The 18,291-nt window shown below is 40.5% G+C and carries 10 protein-coding genes and 2 pseudogenes; 6 read left to right on the top strand and 6 right to left on the bottom strand.

The features are described 5' to 3' along the window. Positions 1 to 17 precede the first annotated feature (17 nt). From P4S61_RS20450 to P4S61_RS20430, 5 genes and pseudogenes are all read right to left on the bottom strand, one after another. Positions 18 to 961, bottom strand: a pseudogene (locus P4S61_RS20450) (glycoside hydrolase family 43 protein). A 14-nt stretch (positions 962 to 975) separates the two neighbouring features. After that, entirely contained in the window at positions 976 to 2,313 is a 1,338-nt protein-coding gene (locus P4S61_RS20445) for an MFS transporter (protein WP_145234145.1), read from the bottom strand. A gap of 248 nt (positions 2,314 to 2,561) precedes the next feature. Next, entirely contained in the window at positions 2,562 to 5,369 is a 2,808-nt protein-coding gene (locus P4S61_RS20440; protein WP_145234147.1) for a TonB-dependent receptor, read from the bottom strand. Between the two features lie 528 nt (positions 5,370 to 5,897). Beyond that, complete coding sequence (locus P4S61_RS20435) at positions 5,898 to 6,569, bottom strand: hypothetical protein (RefSeq protein ID WP_337119097.1); 672 nt, start codon at positions 6,567 to 6,569, stop codon at positions 5,898 to 5,900. Further along, positions 6,503 to 8,734 carry a TonB-dependent receptor gene (locus tag P4S61_RS20430; RefSeq protein ID WP_337119096.1) on the bottom strand — a complete coding sequence of 744 codons (2,232 nt, stop codon included), beginning with the start codon at positions 8,732 to 8,734 and terminating at the stop codon, positions 6,503 to 6,505. Before P4S61_RS20430 ends, P4S61_RS20435 begins: the two co-directional genes overlap by 67 nt. 557 nt (positions 8,735 to 9,291) lie before the next feature. Here P4S61_RS20430 and P4S61_RS20425 point away from each other — a divergent pair. The 6 genes and pseudogenes from P4S61_RS20425 (at position 9,292) to P4S61_RS20400 (ending at position 17,153) form a co-directional block, all read left to right on the top strand. Next, a pseudogene (locus tag P4S61_RS20425) lies at positions 9,292 to 10,256 on the top strand (glycoside hydrolase family 43 protein). Between the two features lie 325 nt (positions 10,257 to 10,581). Then, positions 10,582 to 14,007, top strand: a complete 3,426-nt coding sequence (locus tag P4S61_RS20420; RefSeq protein ID WP_337119095.1) for a LamG-like jellyroll fold domain-containing protein — start codon at positions 10,582 to 10,584, stop codon at positions 14,005 to 14,007. 147 nt (positions 14,008 to 14,154) lie between these two features. Further along, positions 14,155 to 15,015, top strand: a complete 861-nt coding sequence (locus tag P4S61_RS20415; protein ID WP_149980049.1) for a poly(ethylene terephthalate) hydrolase family protein — start codon at positions 14,155 to 14,157, stop codon at positions 15,013 to 15,015. Between the two features lie 11 nt (positions 15,016 to 15,026). Next, positions 15,027 to 15,788, top strand: coding sequence for a carboxylesterase family protein (locus P4S61_RS20410; protein ID WP_337119094.1), 762 nt, complete (start codon positions 15,027 to 15,029; stop codon positions 15,786 to 15,788). Between the two features lie 4 nt (positions 15,789 to 15,792). Then, complete coding sequence (locus tag P4S61_RS20405) at positions 15,793 to 16,620, top strand: carboxylesterase family protein (RefSeq protein WP_337119093.1); 828 nt, start codon at positions 15,793 to 15,795, stop codon at positions 16,618 to 16,620. Positions 16,621 to 16,733: 113 nt separating this feature from the next. Continuing rightward, complete coding sequence (locus P4S61_RS20400) at positions 16,734 to 17,153, top strand: hypothetical protein (RefSeq protein ID WP_337119092.1); 420 nt, start codon at positions 16,734 to 16,736, stop codon at positions 17,151 to 17,153. 289 nt (positions 17,154 to 17,442) lie between these two features. Here the strand turns inward: P4S61_RS20400 and P4S61_RS20395 are convergent, their stop codons facing one another. Further along, complete coding sequence (locus P4S61_RS20395) at positions 17,443 to 18,207, bottom strand: substrate-binding periplasmic protein (protein ID WP_337119091.1); 765 nt, start codon at positions 18,205 to 18,207, stop codon at positions 17,443 to 17,445. Between the last annotated feature and the right edge of the window lie 84 nt (positions 18,208 to 18,291).

Raw genomic sequence — 18,291 nt, 5'->3', positions numbered from 1 at the left:
GAGTCCTTTTGTTATTTTTATTGTTCGCCAGGCTTACCAAAAACAGGCATACCGTTATCATCCCAATTTAGTGATTTTGTGAAGGTATGACGATCTGGGTTCCACAGTGGATCACCTTCAATTTCAGTATATTGACGACAGTGATAAACCAGCACGTCGTTACCATTTTCATCTTGCGTAAAACTGTTATGCCCGGGGCCAAACATCGACTTAGGCTCGTTACTACGAAATACCGGCTCTTGCACTTTAGTCCAGCTATTTATATCTAATAAATCACTATCTAGGTCCGCATATAGCAAGCCCATAGCATAGTTTTCATCGGTGGCACTGGCTGAATACGTTAAGAATATTTTACCGTTACGTTTAAGTACGTTAGGGCCTTCATTCACCCAAAAACCAATTATTTCCCAATCAAGTTCAGGGATGGTTAAACGGGTGATTTCGCCAGTGATCTCTGTTGGTGATGACATTTTTGCCAAGTACAGATTTGAGTTACCTTTTACACCGGTTCTTTTTGTGCCCAGCAATAATAAAGCTCATCATTATGATAAAAAGTCGTGGCATCTAAACAAAAAGTATCCCATGGGGTTTCAATTTGACCGCAAAACTGCCACTCGCCTTCAATCGGATCCGCATCTTTACAGCTAATTGCATACATACGATGCTGAAATAAATCGTGCTTAATTTCACGACTCGGTGCTGCGGCAAAATAAACATACCAAGCGCCATCATTAAAATGGATCTCAGGAGCCCAAATAAGCTCAGAATATGGACCTGTTTGTGGCTTCATCCAGACCATTTTTGGCGTTGCAGTTGCAAGCCCTTCTAGGGTTTTTGCACGGCGCAGTTCAATGCCATCATAGGCAGGCACTGACGCGGTAAAGTAATAATAACCATCTGTGTGCTTATGAATATATGGATCAGCACGTTGTGGGATCAAAGGTTTAGGTAAAGTTGACATAAATGCTCCTAAAATTATTCTGGTAACCGCTGGTTTTTAACCATATCGGTATAATAGTTATCGGTAATTTTGTATTTAAATAGCACAAAGCCCAAAATGGCATGAAACACACCAGGAATTATGGTCAGCATTAATGCTAATCCAGTCATGGTAAATTGACTTTGTTCAATATTTGGCTGGTAATCAAAAAAAGCTAACAGTAAACCACCGGCAAGACCCGCTAAACCACCACCGGCTTTTTGGCAAAATGAAATCCCGCCAAATGACAAACCTGATGCCCTAACACCGTCTTTAATTTCGCCATAGTCAACCGCTTCTGCAATCGCGGACCAAAACACCGGTGCATGCAAATCAACCACGAAAGATAAAATGATATACAACACAAAGGCCAACCAGATGTCACCAGGTTGCACTGCAAAAAACATTATCAGCGAAATAAACAACACTGCGATTTGTGACCATCTAAATAGTTTTAACTTACAATAACGTTGGGTGATCCACGTACTTGCCACCATAGATACTATTGATGCTGCGATACCGGCACTAGTAAATGTACCCGCCAGATCAGGAGCACCTAAATAGTACTTAGCGTAGTACATAGCCACACTGCCACGAATTGCATAACCTAGAGTACCAAGTACACATGCGGCGCATAGCAGCAACCATTGATCGTTTTTAATCAGCACTTTAAATTGGGTCAGTATACTTTCGGTTTGTGGTTCATGAGTAATACGTTCACGAGTAGTAAAAAAACAAAACAGAAACAATGCTACACCGCAGGTAGACACTAAAATCATTGCCAGTTTATAACCATGAGCGATATCGCCACCGCCCCACATTGACGCAAGTAAAGGTACTGAAAATACAATAATAACATTGGCTATTTTGGCAAAAAACATCCGAAAACCATTCGCTGATAAACGTTCTTTAGGATCTGCGGTTAATACGCCAATGTACGAAATATAAGGAATTGCTACACCGGTAAACATCAAGGTGGCAAATAAATAAGTAAGGTAAGCCCACACCAACTTCATATTGTAATCAAAATCTGGAGTGGTAAATAGCAGGACGATTGAAATACCATAGGGCACAGATAAAAATAAGAACCAATGGCGGAACTGCCCCCAGCGAGTTTTTACTTTATCGGTAATCACGCCCATTAATGGGTCAGTAAACGCATCAACAAAACGTGCAACTAAAAATAAAATACCCATATCAACAGGGTCGAGGCCATAAATGTCGGTGTAGAAAAACGACATAAAATAAAATAATGCAGCAACCATAACGTTTACTGCCATATCACCGGCACCAAAACCGACTTTTTCTACCACTGATAACTTTTGATTTTCCATACAACTACCTGATTTTTAAAATACGTTGTACCTTAATACGCCATATTTAAAAGAATAAAGGTCACCTATTCTTTGTTTTATCACATTGGTGACCATTGTATTGCTTATTATTGTAAATATAATGATAACCTAATTAATAGTATTATCATACTATTTTTAACGCAACCATTTTCGGTTAGACAAAGGTCATATAATAGAAAATAGAAAAGCCTCGGACGATCCGAGGCTTTTATTTGATATAACTGTGATTAGAAAGAGTAACGTACACCTAATGCAAATGTGCGACTATATAGTGCACTATTTGAATTATGTGTCGTTGGATACTCATAATAACTTTGATACGTTTCTTGCGTTAAGTTAGTACCATCAAATGTAACCATCAGATCTTCTGTAACATCGTAGCTTACCTGAAAATCTAAACTCTGTTCTGGGCTACGGTAGATACCCAGTGGGTTAGCAAATTGTGCGGCCTCATAGCTATTTAAGAAATCATCACGCCATAAATAGGCCAAACGCATATCAAAGTCTTCTCGTTCATAGATTAAAACAGTTGAGTACGATGACTTAGACACACCAAACATATCACGCGAATCTGTACCAACTAACTCACCTACATCGTTATACTTCGGTAAATCTTGTTTTGAATCAAGTAAAGTAGCACTGGCTTGAATACCTGCCCCCATTAACCAATCAGGCAAATTGTCAGGGAAATATACAAGACCAAGTTCTAAGCCATCTAATGTACCATTTGACGAATTATTTGGTTGAGTAAGAATGTAATCCTCAGGCTCAGTCGCATCTGGGCCTTGATATTGAATGATACGGTTAGAGCCATAGACAAATCCTTCTATATCGCGCTTAAACAATGTGCCATACAGCGAGCTTGCTTCAGCAAAATACCACTCTAAAGTTAAATCATAATTCTTCGATTCAACGGGTTTTATGCTTGGATTCCCACCATTTGCAGTACCATAACCAATATCTGTGACATCTTCAGTATAATAAATAAACGAGTTTAGCTGTGAAAACTCAGGACGACGAATAGTCTGAGTATAAGCGGCACGAGCAAGTAAATCTTCGCTCAAATGATAACGTACAACAAAGCTAGGTAACCAAGCCGATGAACTATTATCTGCAAAACTAACATCGGTAGGATTTTGATCAATATCGAAAAATGTCATATCAATCTTAGCATTTTCGTAACGAAGGCCAACTTGACCATCAATATCACGACCAAATAATGTGCTTGAAAAATTACCCTGAATATAAGCCGAATAAGCTTTTTCATCAACATCGAATGTTTTTTCTAACACTAAACTTTCTGACTCTATACCATATAGTTCGCGGAAATAGCCTCGATTCGCCTGAATGTAGTGGCCACTTGGAGCAACCCACGATGATGGCCAATTAGCTTTGCCATCAAAAAAGTCTTCATTAACAGCGGCTAATCCAGCATCAAGTGATGAAAAGGGTTGCCCAAGTGTCTCAACGAGGAACTTGGATTCACGTGATGCTTCTGAAGATCCTTTACTATCGTACTTAATACCGAAACCTATTTCATCGAAACCCAAACGGTCTACAAACAGTTCACCATCCAGCGTGAAGGTAAGTGAATCACCTTTACGATTGCCACCATTGTCATACAGTTGAGCAACATTCCATTGCGAGGTATCGGTTAAATCAGCTTCATTCGCTGGGGTATCTGGATTATCAACATATTCTAATGCTGGGATACCATCTTTATCATTAAAATCAACATTTAAGCCATATGCTACCCGATCACTTCGCATTGCCAGGAATTCTGTTTCGTATTGGCTATCTTGATAATAAATTTCAGACGACAAATTAAAGTTATCATTGATAGTCCATTCACCACCTAATGCAAACACGTAGCTGTCGGTTTTACTTACATTCAAATCACCGCTATTAAAACCGTATGGTGCATCAACATAACGTTCTTTAATAATGTTAGTACCGTCAAAGGTCGTCGGTGGATTTTGCGTATCAACATTGCCCCACCAATCTACGAAGGTAAAGCTTAGCGAATTGAATGACTCATTACGGTAGCCATTGTAAAAGGCTTCAAAGGTATATTGTGAATCGCTGTTAGGGCGCCATTGCAATGAAAGATTGGCAGCTGGGCGTTCACGCTTACCAGTTAAGTCATTAGAAAAAACGGCATCGCGTGACAAGTAATATTCAGTTGGCACACCATTGATATTCAATGTCGAACCCGATTGATATGGTAGGCCGTTTTCAAGACCAGGTTCCCATATTGGGCTTTCACTTACATTACCATTGCTTGGGAAAATACGCTCAAACGGTGCAAATCCTGCTGCCGGGTTAAGGGTCATAAATGGCACCATTGCACCTGCAGCCATATTTTGGTCTCGGTAATTAGTCTCTGCGTATGAAAGGTTGATCAAGGCACCAAACTCCCCCATACCAGACTCCCAGCGATTACTCGCTAGTGCAGATAAAATTGGATCAACCTCTTCTGCTTGGTCTTGGTAAACACCGCGGGCAGAAACAACCACTCTTGAACCATCAAAGTTAAATGGGCGCTGGGTTTTGATGTCAATTTGACCGGCAATACCACTACCTACTTGTGAAGCGGAACGCGTTTTGAATACATCAACACTTTCCAATAAAGCTGCCGGAATATCAGCAAGCGCTACATTACGACCAGAAGCTGTAAATACTTGTCGACCATTGACTGTTGTTGTTACGTCCGTTAAACCACGGATAGATACCGTGTTTACTTCACCAGCACCACGGTCAGTAACCTGTATACCGGTTACCCGTTGCAGCGCTTCTACAACGTTATTATCTGGAAACTTACCGATATCTTCGGCAACAATCGCATCAACAACTTGGAATGACTGTCGTTTAATGTTCAGGCCTTTATTTAAGCTACCACGAATACCAGAAACCTGAATAACTTCAATGTCGTCTTTCTCAGCATTTGCTGATGTATTATCTTCTTGCTGTGCATATGCAAACTGGCATGACACTGCCATTAAAATTGCGCTAGCTATGTGTGTTTTTTTGAACATGAGTGGTGTTCTCCATTTGTTTTTCCCCCAGAAGGCTAATTACCCTCTGCTCCCCCTTATGTACAAAGCTTGTTGTCAGAGCCTGTATTAAGGTTGTCTTTTATTATGTTAATTATTTGCTGCCTGACATTGATAATATTGTATGATTAATTAGCAGTCAACTTATAACGCTAAATAAATGTTAATTGAAAAAATCGAAATACAGGCTTTAAAGTTGTGAAGAATAGAAAATAAAACAATAAATAACATAATCTTAGTTATTTTATTATGGAAAGGATTAAGAGCTTAACTATATTTTTGCAACAATTAAATGAATTTATTTTATTTAACATGGCAAATAAAGATACTATATTACAATTTAACCAAGGCAACTTATTGCTCTGTACAACAAGTTCATTTTGATAATCATCATAAAACCCAGTTAAAAATTAACATTTTAGGTACTGCTAGGTAAGAGGTGCCGTTGGATAAAAAAGTCCCAGACAGGCTGGGACTTTTTGGGCTTATACTTTTGGGCTTATATAAATATTAGAAAGTGTAACGTGCACCAATTGCAAATGTACGAGAGTAGATACCGTTGCTAAAGTTAAATAGGTTATCGTTACCTTCACCGTAATAGCTTTGATACACATCATCTAAGATGTTTGTTGCATCAAATGTCACCACAAAATCATCCGTCACGTCATAACTAAATTGAAAGTCTAAACTTTGCTCAGGACGGCTCCAAAATTGTAGCGGGTTCGCAAAAATAGCCGCTTCGTTACCGGTATAGAACTCTGAACGCCATACGTACGATAAACGCATATCAAACGTATCTCGCTCATAAATACCCACAATACTGTATGACTGATCCGACACACCGACCATGCTTGACTCAACATAACCACTAATAGTTCCATCATCATTATATTCTGGTAATTGTTGAGATGAATCTAGCGCAGTAAAACTTGCTTGTACACCAACTCCGTCAAGCATCTCCGGTAAATTATCTGGGAAATATACTAAACCAAGCTCTAAACCAGATAATTCACCTTCACTGGCATTCACAGGCGCACTTAATGCAAAGGGAATAACCTCTCCATCTGACGCTCTAGGTCGCATTACAATTTTACGCCCAGGGACAATCCGGCTATCTATGTCACGTAAAAAGTACGTTGCATATAAAGAGCTCGAATCTGCAAAATACCACTCAAGTGACACATCATAGTTTGTAGACTCCTCAGGTTGTAATTGCGGATTCCCCCCACCCCAGTACCGTTTTTAGTCCCATCAGTTAATGGTTCAGTCCAGTATTGCAAGGCATTTAAATCTGTGAAATTAGGCATACGTAAGGTATTAGTATATGCAAAACGCCCTATCACATCATCGGTTATATTCCAGTTTAGAACTAAGCTTGGCAGTAATTTACTGACATCTGCGCTCGCAGAGCTTGACTCAAACACATTGGTATTTAGCCCTGTTTCAGCAGTAAAATCCATTTCTTGCTCATAGCTCACATAGCGAACACCAAACTCCCCGCTGATATTTTCAGTTAAGAAAAAGTTTGTTGTGGCATATAGCGCATACGAGTTTTCTTCGATATCAAAGGTCTTATATACATCTTCTGCTTCTAGATCATACACGCTGCGAACTGCACCAGCGTTATCTAGCATATAGCCACCATCTGCGGTGATAAAGCTATTAAATGTATCTGCACGGCCATCAAAGTAGTCATCAACTTGGAATACTATTCCAGAGCCATCGCCTGCTGCACCAGCTGCACCAAGTTGTTGGATCAGGCTTTCAACACTTGTACTATTTCCGATCCCACCTTCATTTGTTCGAGTGAATTCTTCAGCTGTGCGTTTTTCGTAACGACCACCAAATTTAATTTTATCGAAAAAGTTACCACCTACTAGATACTCAGCATCAAAGGTAAATGTTGTTGAGTCGCCGCGATTCCCGCCTCCATTATCATAGGCTGTTCCCGCATTCCAGTTTTGTATTGCAGCCATATCGGCTTCATTTACAGCTGTATTAGGATCATCCCAAAATGCGATACCTGGAACACCATCATTGTCATTAAAATCAACATCTAAACCAGTTGCAACACGGTCAAAGCGCATTGCAAAAAAGTCTGTTTCATACTCACTTTCTTGATAAACGACCTCAGTGTTAATAGTTAAATAATCACTGGCTTGCCACTGTGCACCAAGTGCGTATAAATAGCTGTCTGTTTTACCATAAGAGAAATCGCCACTTTGGAAACCACCCACAGCAATTGCTTGCTTTTCTTTTACAACGTTAGTGCCATCAAATACAACAGGCGTTTCGATGAAGCCGTTACCGTTTTCGAACGTATTAGAGAACCACATGGCATTTTGCGATTCATTTTCATAACCGGTGTAAAAGCCTTCAGCGGTAATTTCTAGGGTATCAACCGGCGCCCATTGAAGTGAAATTGAAGCAGCAGGGCGTTTACGCAAACCAGTAAAAGACGTACCAAATATCGCATCACGGGCAATTAAATACTCGGTTGGTTCACCCTCAACATTCAATGTAGAGCCCGGAGCATAGGATAAACCATTTTCTAGACCTATTTGCCAAACTTTATTACCTTGCGAATCATATTCAGGAATACGTGAATAGGGTGAATACATTGCTTGCGGTTTATTGGTAAAAAATGGAAACGCTGCACCCGCTGTTATCGTATCATCTCGATAATGGGTCTCAGAGTACGACACATTAAACAGTGCACCAAACTCACCCCCACCATCAAGTTCCCAGCGGTTGCTTAATAATGCGCTCACATTTGGGTCAACTTTATCAGGTTGATCGGAGTAAATACCACGTGCAGCTAAAACAACTTTTTTGCCGTCAAAATTAAAAGGACGATTAGTTTTAATGTCGATTGAACCGGCAATACCACGCTCTACCTGATCAGCTGAACGTGTTTTATAAACGGTAACACCCGATAATAAGCTTGCTGGGATATCTTGTAGCGCTACATCACGCCCTGCACCAGTAAAAATATCACGACCATTTACAGTGGTATGCACATCCGACAAACCACGAATAGATACTTGGCTCACTTCACCCGCACCACGGCCAGTAGTTTGCACCCCAGTTACCCGTTGCAATGCTTCTACTACGTTGTTATCGGGGAACTTACCAATATCTTCAACAATAATAGCGTCAACGATTTGCACGCTAGCACGTTTTTCATCTAACGCTTTATTTAAACTGCCGCGAATGCCTGTAACCTGAATAACCTCGATTTCATCAACGCTTTCTTCAGGAGTATTAATTGCTTCTTGTTGTGCATAGGCAAATTGACAAGTGAATGCCAACACTATCGCACTTGCTATGTGTGTTCTTTTAAACATTAGCGGTGTTCTCCAAGTTATAGTTATATCGGCGGGCTGAACTATTCCATTTAGCTACCGAAGAGTGACCACTGCATTGTCCAGAGATGTTGTCAAAACAGTACACGGGGATCTACATATTATTTTGTTAATAGATTAGCGCCCGAACTTTGATCATATTGTATGACTAATCAGCGGTCAACTCTAAAATCCAAATTAAAACAATCCGTAAAGAATATATTAAAGTTCTCTCCCAATTAAACCTTACCGGTTTGCTTGCATACGTCCTAAAAATTAAAATAAACAATAAAATACAACAGTATAAACAATTAAAAAAGCGAAACATCTAAATAGTAGTAGGCTGTCGAGTTACAAAAAATAAGTAACCAGATATTTACCTTCGCAATTTTGCTGCTAAGATAATAAAAAATACAATATTACAATAAAGAATTGTTTTTCACTGTTTGTTTACTTTTTTGTACCAATTAAGCTCATTTTCGTACTTTATAATACAATTTGAGTCTGTGACCGTGAAGAGCGTATATTGAATTACAATCATTAATCACAAAGGACACCTAATGAACAATAAATTAACAGCCTTTGCACTGCCGTTACTGCTATCTAGCACTATGGCCGCTGCACAAAACCCATTATTTACCGATGTGTTTACTGCAGATCCTGCCGCATTGGTGCACAAAGATACGGTTTACCTGTATACCGGCCACGATGAAGCCCCCAATAACGATGTATTTTTTGAAATGCATGACTGGCTTGCCTTTTCATCAACCGATATGGTGAATTGGAAAAAGCACGGCCCAATTATGAAAGCCACTGACTTTAAATGGGCGAAAGGTGAAGCTTGGGCTTCTCATATGATTGAACGAGACGGTACTTTCTACTTTTTTACTACCGTTCGCCATGATGATACTAAACCAGGTTTTGCAATTGGGGTTGCCACCTCAAAATCCCCTACTGGCCCATTTAAAGATGCCATCGGTCATGCACTAGTAACCGATGATATGACCAAACATACACCTAATGACTGGGATGATATTGATCCGGCTATCTATGTAGAAGAAAACGGTGATACATACATGTTTTTTGGTAACTTAGTGCCTAAATATGTAAAACTAAGTGATGACTTACTCAGCTTGGATGGTGAAATTAAAACCATTGATTTACCAAACTTTACTGGAAGCACTGTGGGTACATAAGAAAGAAGAATACTATTACGTATCTTATGCGTGTGAATTCCCTGAAAAGATCTGTTATGCGATGAGTAAAAGTATCCATGGGCCTTGGCAGTACCAAAGGTATCCTCAATGAGATTGCCGGTAACAGCGAAACCAATCACCAATCAATTATCGAATTTAAAGGTAAAAGTTACTTTATTTACCATACCGGTGCAGTACCACCAAAAGACGGCAAACCAAGTGGCGGACGCTTTCGTCGCTCTGTTGCGATTGAACCACTGCTCTACAATGATGATGGCACCTTGCAGCGTATCATCATGACCACTGAAGGATTGAGTAAAGGTAAATAACTCAGTCAATAAATGGGCTCTTATTGCAGAGCCCTCATTACTATGATTTATCTTCCCCTACCTGCTAGACACATCTAGTGTTCCCATTAAAACAGCGAAAAAGCAGCACAAACCATTGCTTGATAATAATTAAAACACCGCGGTAATCATTGTAAACAAAGCACTTTTAATTTACATGTTAATTACTTTTGCAAAAGTATTTGCACATCTTAAATAGTACTATAAAATTACAATACTACGTAGTTACTACTTTACGTTAGGTGTACAGCAATTTTATCGACAACATTAAATAACAAAAATCCCCGTTATAAGAGGACACACAAAAATGAAACTAACCAGATTAGCAATGGTGATCACCTGCGCTTTAGCTGTTACAGCATGCTCTGAAGAAGGCACTAAGCTTGAGTCATCACCAGCAGTTGCCCAGCCACAAAGTGCAAAACCAACCGTCAGTGATAGCGTTGAGTACAACGAAGAAGGTAATGTAGCGGTAACTTATGTTGGCGTACATGATCCTTCCGTAATTGAAACTGACGGTACTTATTACATTTTTGGTTCACATTTAGCGGTAGCAAAATCAACTGATTTATTAAATTGGGAAATGATTTCAAGTCTTTCCGCTAATGAAGCCGTGAATGAAAGCCCGCTTTTTGACTTTAATTACACTAGCGAAATCGCCGAAGGTATTGAGTGGACTGATGGATTTACCGGTAACTGGGCTGCTGATGTGGTGAAAGCACCCAATGGTAAGTTTTGGTTTTACTATAACCATTGCGCCCAAGATAACCCTGACACACCTGACGTTGTTGATGAAGTATGCTGGAACCGCTCGTACTTAGGCCTTGCCGAAGCTGATTCTGTAGAAGGTCCATATAAAAACAAAGGTGTATTCTTACGCAGTGGCTATCGCAATGACGAAGAATTTGCGCAGTATCCCCTAGATAATGGCCAAACAACGTGGAATGGTGCGGTTGACCCGAATGCCATTGACCCTGCCGCCTTTTATGATAAAGACGGCCAATTATGGATGGTTTATGGTTCATATTCTGGCGGTATTTTTGTACTGGCAATGAATGAAGAAACCGGTATACCTGACGGTGAGCAAGGCTATGGTAAACACTTAGTGGGTGGTGACTTTAGAGCCATTGAAGGCGCATTTGCTATGTACAGCCCAGAAAGTGACTACTATTACTTGTTTTATTCAGTCGCGGGTTTTGATGTAAACGGTGGTTACAATATCCGTGTAGCACGTTCAAAAACACCAGATGGCCCATACTTAGATACCGCTGGCAACGATATTGCCACTGTAGGTGGTCTAGAAATTGGTGAAAAACTATTAGGTGGCTTTGAGTACACTCAAGAGCTAGGTGAAACGTCACCTGCTTGGGGTTATCAATCACCGGGCCATAATTCAGCACATTATGACGAAGCGACTGGCCGTCACTTATTGATTACCCACACGCGTTTCCCACAAACCTCGTCACCGTTTCCGACAGCGAGTGAAGCTCACCAAGTTCGCGTGCATGAGATGTTTATCAATTCGTTAGGTTGGCCTGTCACCTCACCACAACGTTTTGTACCACTAGAGGGTGATAATTTAGTGGTTGCTGAGCAATTGTACGGATACTACAAATTTATAAATCATGGTACTGATGTTAATACCAGTGCGGTGCGCTCAACTTACATAGCATTAAATGCTGATCACTCAGTGACCGGTGATGATACGGGTATTTGGTATATGGTTGATGATTCAAACGTCAAACTTGAGCTTGGATCTGGTACTTATTACGGTGTTGCTAAATGGCAATGGGATGATAGTAAGCAAGACTTAGTGGTCACCTTCTCTGCTGTATCACTTGAAAACGCCACGGTGTGGGGCAGTAAAATTGCTGAGATTGATGAAACCGCCAGTGTATTAGCAACCGTGAACGATGCGCTAAATATTAAGACTGAGCTGTCAATTGCTGATGAAGGTTATTCATTACCAACCAAAGGGAAAGCGGGTACGACTATTCGCTGGGAATCAAGTAATGAATATTACATTGATGCAAATGGCTCTGTATTTATTCCCACCCCTGATCGTGGCGATCAAGCAGTTACATTAACCGCTAGTATGTCACTTAACGGTGAAACCATCACTAAGAGCTTTAATGTTAATGTTAAAGCTCGTCCGGTATATAAAAATGCGATTGCACACTATAGCTTTGAAAACGGCTTAACAGATAATTTAAGCAACCTTGCTGATGCCGTCACCACAGATAATAACTTAGACAACACAGGTGCTGGCACTGCTGCCTATAGCGTGGGCCAAACAGGCCAAGCATTTAACTTTGATGGCTCAACCGGTGTGCGTTTACCGGATGACATTATCAATTCTGACAGCTACACCGTTTCATTTTGGTCAAAGCCTGACGTTGTAACTGGTTACAGCCCCGCATTTTTTGCAGCAGAAAACGCTGACCGTTGGATTAGCTATATTCCAGGTGGCGCACCTCACTTCACGACTAATACACTACTATGGAGCCGCTACCTTGTTGAGCCTGAAGTAGAGCAGTGGAATCAAATCGAAATGACTCAAGGCGCTACGGCTGGACAGTGGAGTCATGTTACTATCACTTATGCTAACGGCACAATGAAGTACTACTCTAATGGAGCACTTGTTGGTTCAATGCCACGCCCTGACATGTTTAGTAGTGATACGGCCAAGTTTGCACTGGGTGTAAACTTTGGCTGGGATGCACCATTCCAAGGTCAAGTAGATGAATTTATTGTCTATGATTACGCATTAAACAGCTTAGATATTAATGGTGCAGCGATTAACAATCTAACTGATCCAACTAAGTTTGAAACCTTCATTACTGATGCACTTGATTTAGGTGATACAACGGCTATCCGTGAAAGCTTTGAATTACCCCGTGTTGGACCGTTTGTGTCAGGTATTAGCTGGACATCGAATAATGAAGAGTTCTTGAAACCTGTTAATGGCACTGCCGTTGTTAATCAGCCAAGCGCCAATGTTGGCGATCAAGTTGTTACTTTAACAGCAACAATTAACTATAAAGACTTTACAGATACTAAAACTTTTGCAGTTACCGTTAAATCACTTGCCCTTGCAGAATATAGCTTTGAAGGCGATTTAGCAGAGCTTAAAGATGCATACGCAAGTGCTAAACCAACTGGCGACCGTATTGATAACACCGGTGGTAACGCCACTTTTGTTGAAGGCATTAAAGGCCAAGCGTTATTCCTGCAAGGTTCAGGCGTGCGTTTACCAAATAATTTGATCACCACCAACGACTACTCGGTATCAATGTGGTTAAAACCTGAAACATTCTCAGATTACACCACCGCATTTTTTGCAGGGGCTAGTTCATCAACGTGGGTCAGCTTAGTACCCTCAATGGTTGATTCAAATACTACACGTCTATGGGCAAATGGTGGCGGTGCATTCTTTGATAATGGTGATTTAGGCATGCGCATCCCTGCTAAAGAGTGGACTCATGTTGCCTTCACGGTTGATGGCAGCAACGGTGATACGCTGAAAATGTACGTAAATGGTGAACTTAAAATTGAAGCTGGTGGCTTCCCTCGCGTATTCACTGTCGAAGGCGAAACCAATGAATTTGCGTTAGGTGTAAACTACTGGGATACACCGTATAACGGCGCGGTTGATGAGTTAAAAATATTTAACGGCGCAATCGATGCTGACGCAATCAAAGCACTCTACGATGCAGCTACTGCACAAGAGTAAGCTATTTAGGGTGAGCTGCCTTACCCAATAGTTTGTTGTCATAAAAAGCCAGACAAGAGTCTGGCTTTTTTTTAACTTTTTATTTTCAACATACACAACATCATATACAGCAATATTTATAATACAATATTAACTAAGGAAGGAGCTATGCAACGTCTTTTCATCACCTTAATATGCTTGATACCCTCACTATGCTTTGCGAAAACTGCTAACTATAAAGTGATAGACGAAGGTGGCAGTGGCCCATTTAGCGCCATTGCAGCCACTGAAACCTCGTTAAGTGACTATGTTATATACCGCCCGAAGCAGTTAAGCGCTGGGCAAAACCCGTCGCCAAAACTACCCGTTATGGTATTTGCTAACGGCGGCTGTATGGATACCTCCTATCCATTTGAGCATATGCTCTCTGACATTGCTTCGCACGGTTACTTAGTCATTGCTCTGGGCAAAATGCAAAACAGCCTTGATGACAGGCCCTTAAATAAGGCCAGTAATAGCATGATCCCTCACGCGATTGATTGGATCACAGCGCAATCTGCAAATCCATTAAGTGAATTTTACCAAAGCGCAAATCTTGAGAAAATAGCCATTGCAGGCCAGTCATGTGGCGGCGCGCAACTACTTGCCACTGGGGCAGATAAAAGAGTCAGCAGTTATTTAATGTTTAATTCAGGTATTGGTGATATGACCATGGCAAGCGCTGATGTTAAGTCACTGCAAAACTTGCATGCTCCTGTAATCTACCTTGTTGGTGGACCCACTGATATTGCCACTGACAATGCCAAGCTTGATTATCAACGCATAAGTCATGTGCCCGTGATCTTTGCTAATCATAAAACCGCGGGGCATTCAGGAACATTTGAACAGCCGTTTGGTGGTTCGTTCTCAAAGCTAGCTATTAAGTGGCTGGATTGGCAATTAAAAGATAAGCAAACCAATGCAACGCTATTTTTGCAGGGTAAAACAGCTGACTTTGTTAATTGGGATATAAAAGCAAAGCAATTTTAAAAGGAATGATTATGAACACCTCAACACTTAAGCGGCTTTTATGTGCTGCATTTTTTACTGCAACAACCGCAACAGTGACCACTGTCAACGCCGTTCCGCTTACCCAAGTCAGCGTGACACAGGGCAAACTTGAAGGCACAGCGCAGCAAAACTTAGCCGTATTTAAAGGCGTGCCCTTTGCTAAACCCCCCGTTGGTGAATTACGTTGGAAAGCCCCGCAACCGGCTGAAAAATGGCAAGGTGTACGTAAAGCACAAGCGTATGCCCCTGCCCCAATACAAGCAGGCAACCCTGTATCTGGAGTCAGTGAAGATAGCTTATATTTAAATATTTGGACACCGGCAGAATCGAACGCAGATAAACTCCCTGTATTAGTATGGATATATGGGGGCGGCTTTAGCTTTGGCAGTTCATCTGACCCCATTTTTGATGGTAGTGAACTTGCTCATAAAGGAGTGATAGTAGTGTCTATTGCCTATCGTGTTGGTCAATTAGGATTTTTAGCTCACCCAGGGCTTAACAAAGAAAGCCCAGCAGGGGTATCAGGTAATTATGGGTTGCTAGACCAAATTGCCGCTTTAAAGTGGCTTAAGCAAAACATTACTGAGTTTGGTGGTGATGCTAATAATGTCACCATTGCAGGAGAATCCGCAGGCGGTATATCAGTTAGTATGCTTGCAGCTTCACCATTAGCAAGTGGTCTATTTAACAAAGTAATTTCGCAAAGTGGCGGTTCATTCGGCCCTACTCGCATAAAAAATTACCTACGGTGAAAACATGTCGACTCTACAACAAGCTCAAGCAGAAGGTTTCGACTATGTAAAACAGTTTGGCACAACTTCAATTGCAGAGCTGCGTAAAATGAGCGCAGACACCTTTATACCAAAAGGTTGGTCGCAACCAGGTGGCTGGCCTATTGTTGACGGTTACGTGATCGAAGGCGACCAATATAAGCTCTATCAGCAAGGCAAGTTTAATGATGTACCTGCCTTAGTTGGTTATAACTCCGATGAAGGCGTTAGCTTTGTGTGGGACCCTGATGTTAATAATTTTGTTGATGGAGTAAAGACTCGTTTCGGTCAATTTGCGCCTAGCTTACTTGAAGCTTACCCTGTTGCAAAAAATAGCATCCCTCGCAGTGCTCGAAACCTAGTACGTGATGCCGCATTTGGTTGGCATACCTGGAGCTGGGCTAAATTACAAACTCAGTATGGTAAAGCCCCAGCATATCTTTATTACTTCGATCACCACCCTAAACGTACACCTGATGCCAAAGACGAAGATCATGGCTCTGGCCACGGTCATGAAATAGCCTATATGTTTAAAAACCTTAATAAAGCAGATCCGAATGTAACTAAAAATGATTTAAAAATGTCAGATATAATGGCAACCTACTGGACTAACTTTGCCAAAAATGGCAATCCAAATGACGATGCATTACCAAATTGGCCTGCTTTTAATAATGACAAACCCAGCACTATGTATTTTCAACAGCAACCAAAAGTCGGCCCAGTGCCCGACAAACAAGCGCTAGAAACACTTGATCAGTATTTTAAATGGCGCCGCACACCAGCCGGTGAAAAGTGGGCTAACCAAGTTCGCTAGTCTACAACTATCCAAATAAAAGCCAAATTAATATTTGGCTTTTATTTACATGTCTCCCTTTAGTAACGCCTCTTTCAGCCGATAAGTATGATTAAATCACATTATAAAGAGCCATGATGCAGATACATAAACCACTGGGACAGCCAATTGCGTCACCATCAGAGTCTACGGTAAAAAGTAACGATACTACTGGCTATCGTTTATCAGAAAAAGAGTTAGACAATATATCAGGCCAGGAAACTAAAGAGAAAGCAGAAAAAGAGGCCAGTTCAGATATGCCCGATCATATCGCTAAAATGATCGAACAGCTGAAAAAAATCAAAGAACAGATTGAACAACAAAAAGAGCAACTCGAAAAGTTAAAAGCGCTAGATAACCAGCAAGATGAAGCTGTTAAAGCACAAGTCGAAGCGCAAACTAATATGATTGTATCAATGCAAGCTCAAATGGGTTCGTTAGTTCAAACCATCGCTGAAGCGATGAAAGAAGCTGGTATTACCGACACAGGTGCACTTGTCAGTGCCATGGTGTGATCAACTGAAATCGCGATTAGTTGTTACTATTGTAGTACTGCTCATATTCTATTATTAGCAATCGTGTTTTTAGCTATACTTAAATAAGCGCAATATCAACAATTAGGCATAATTATGAGTTATAAAAACTGGCCAATCGCTAGGCAGATTGGTGCACTCGTATTTCCTTGCTACAGCAATTTTTACTGACAAAAGTAAATCGGCCATTAAAATGCCTTCTGCTACCAGGCGCAATAAGCTTTGCAATTTAATCACCAAAATAATTAGTGATTGTTTAATCGATAGATTTTTAGTTAAAGGAACCGCTTTTTATTTGTAGATACTTTTCGATAGTTTTATCTTTCTTATCTGATGCAAGCACTTCATCTAAAGATTTCTGAATTTTTGTTATCATTTCATCTGATGTTTTTTTATTAGCTATCATGTAATAGCCACCTTCGTTCGACAGTAAATAGGCTTTTTCAATTGCTGACTGATCATAGCCCAGCGTTTTCATTTGATAGGCTAAATCTAATGGATCTCCAGGGATCAGATCTGTCCTTTTTTTAAATAAAGCTTTTAATATTTGTTCTGAATTAACAGTAACATAGTAGTCTATATTTTCTTGAAAGTGATTACGTTTAAGGAATTGCTCAACTGAACCGCCCATCAGCACACTAGTTTTATATTGTTTGATATCTGCGATTTTGTTGATCTGCATATCAGATCGGGAATTTAATTTATACAGATATACCTCTCTGGTGTGCAAAGGGCCATTCCATTTATACATATTTTCGAGCTCAGGAATGCGAGCTACTGTAAAAAGCAAAGTGTTAGGGGTTTCCTGGACAGTGTATAAAGCGCGTTTAAAAGGATAAACTAACAGTTTGTATTTGATGTTCGCTTTTTGCAGCGCGGCTTCTACTAACTCTGTGCTAATACCAACTAGCTTACCACCTTTGTTAAAATTATAAGGTGGCCAGTCGTTCAACAAAATTGTAAGCTCAGGCTCTGGGTCCTGAGCATTTGCATTTATATTTGACAATAAACTCAATAAAATCATTCTTAATATCATGAGGCTTCCTATTCCTGTGTCTGCTTCTATCTATAAAAAGCATTATTTTTTAAGTTTATTTTATAATTATCTTTGGCTTTACCT

Source organism: Pseudoalteromonas sp. B160, from assembly GCF_037162485.1.
Classification (GTDB): domain Bacteria; phylum Pseudomonadota; class Gammaproteobacteria; order Enterobacterales; family Alteromonadaceae; genus Pseudoalteromonas; species Pseudoalteromonas rhizosphaerae.
The sequence above is the reverse complement of the archived record's forward strand: the minus strand, read 5'-3'. Positions and strand labels throughout refer to the sequence as shown.

Excerpts from the sequence above, each read along its gene's own strand:
- P4S61_RS20445 (WP_145234145.1), bottom strand. The coding sequence starts at position 2,313 with ATGGAAAATCAAAAGTTATCAGTGGTAGAAAAAGTCGGTTTTGGTGCC.
- P4S61_RS20405 (WP_337119093.1), top strand. The coding sequence starts at position 15,793 with ATGTCGACTCTACAACAAGCTCAAGCAGAAGGTTTCGACTATGTAAAA.
- P4S61_RS20400 (WP_337119092.1), top strand. The coding sequence starts at position 16,734 with ATGATGCAGATACATAAACCACTGGGACAGCCAATTGCGTCACCATCA.
- P4S61_RS20395 (WP_337119091.1), bottom strand. The coding sequence starts at position 18,207 with ATGATATTAAGAATGATTTTATTGAGTTTATTGTCAAATATAAATGCA.
- P4S61_RS20420 (WP_337119095.1), top strand. The coding sequence starts at position 10,582 with ATGAAACTAACCAGATTAGCAATGGTGATCACCTGCGCTTTAGCTGTT.
- P4S61_RS20440 (WP_145234147.1), bottom strand. The coding sequence starts at position 5,369 with ATGTTCAAAAAAACACACATAGCTAGCGCAATTTTAATGGCAGTGTCA.
- P4S61_RS20415 (WP_149980049.1), top strand. The coding sequence starts at position 14,155 with ATGCAACGTCTTTTCATCACCTTAATATGCTTGATACCCTCACTATGC.
- P4S61_RS20410 (WP_337119094.1), top strand. The coding sequence starts at position 15,027 with ATGAACACCTCAACACTTAAGCGGCTTTTATGTGCTGCATTTTTTACT.
- P4S61_RS20430 (WP_337119096.1), bottom strand. The coding sequence starts at position 8,734 with ATGTTTAAAAGAACACACATAGCAAGTGCGATAGTGTTGGCATTCACT.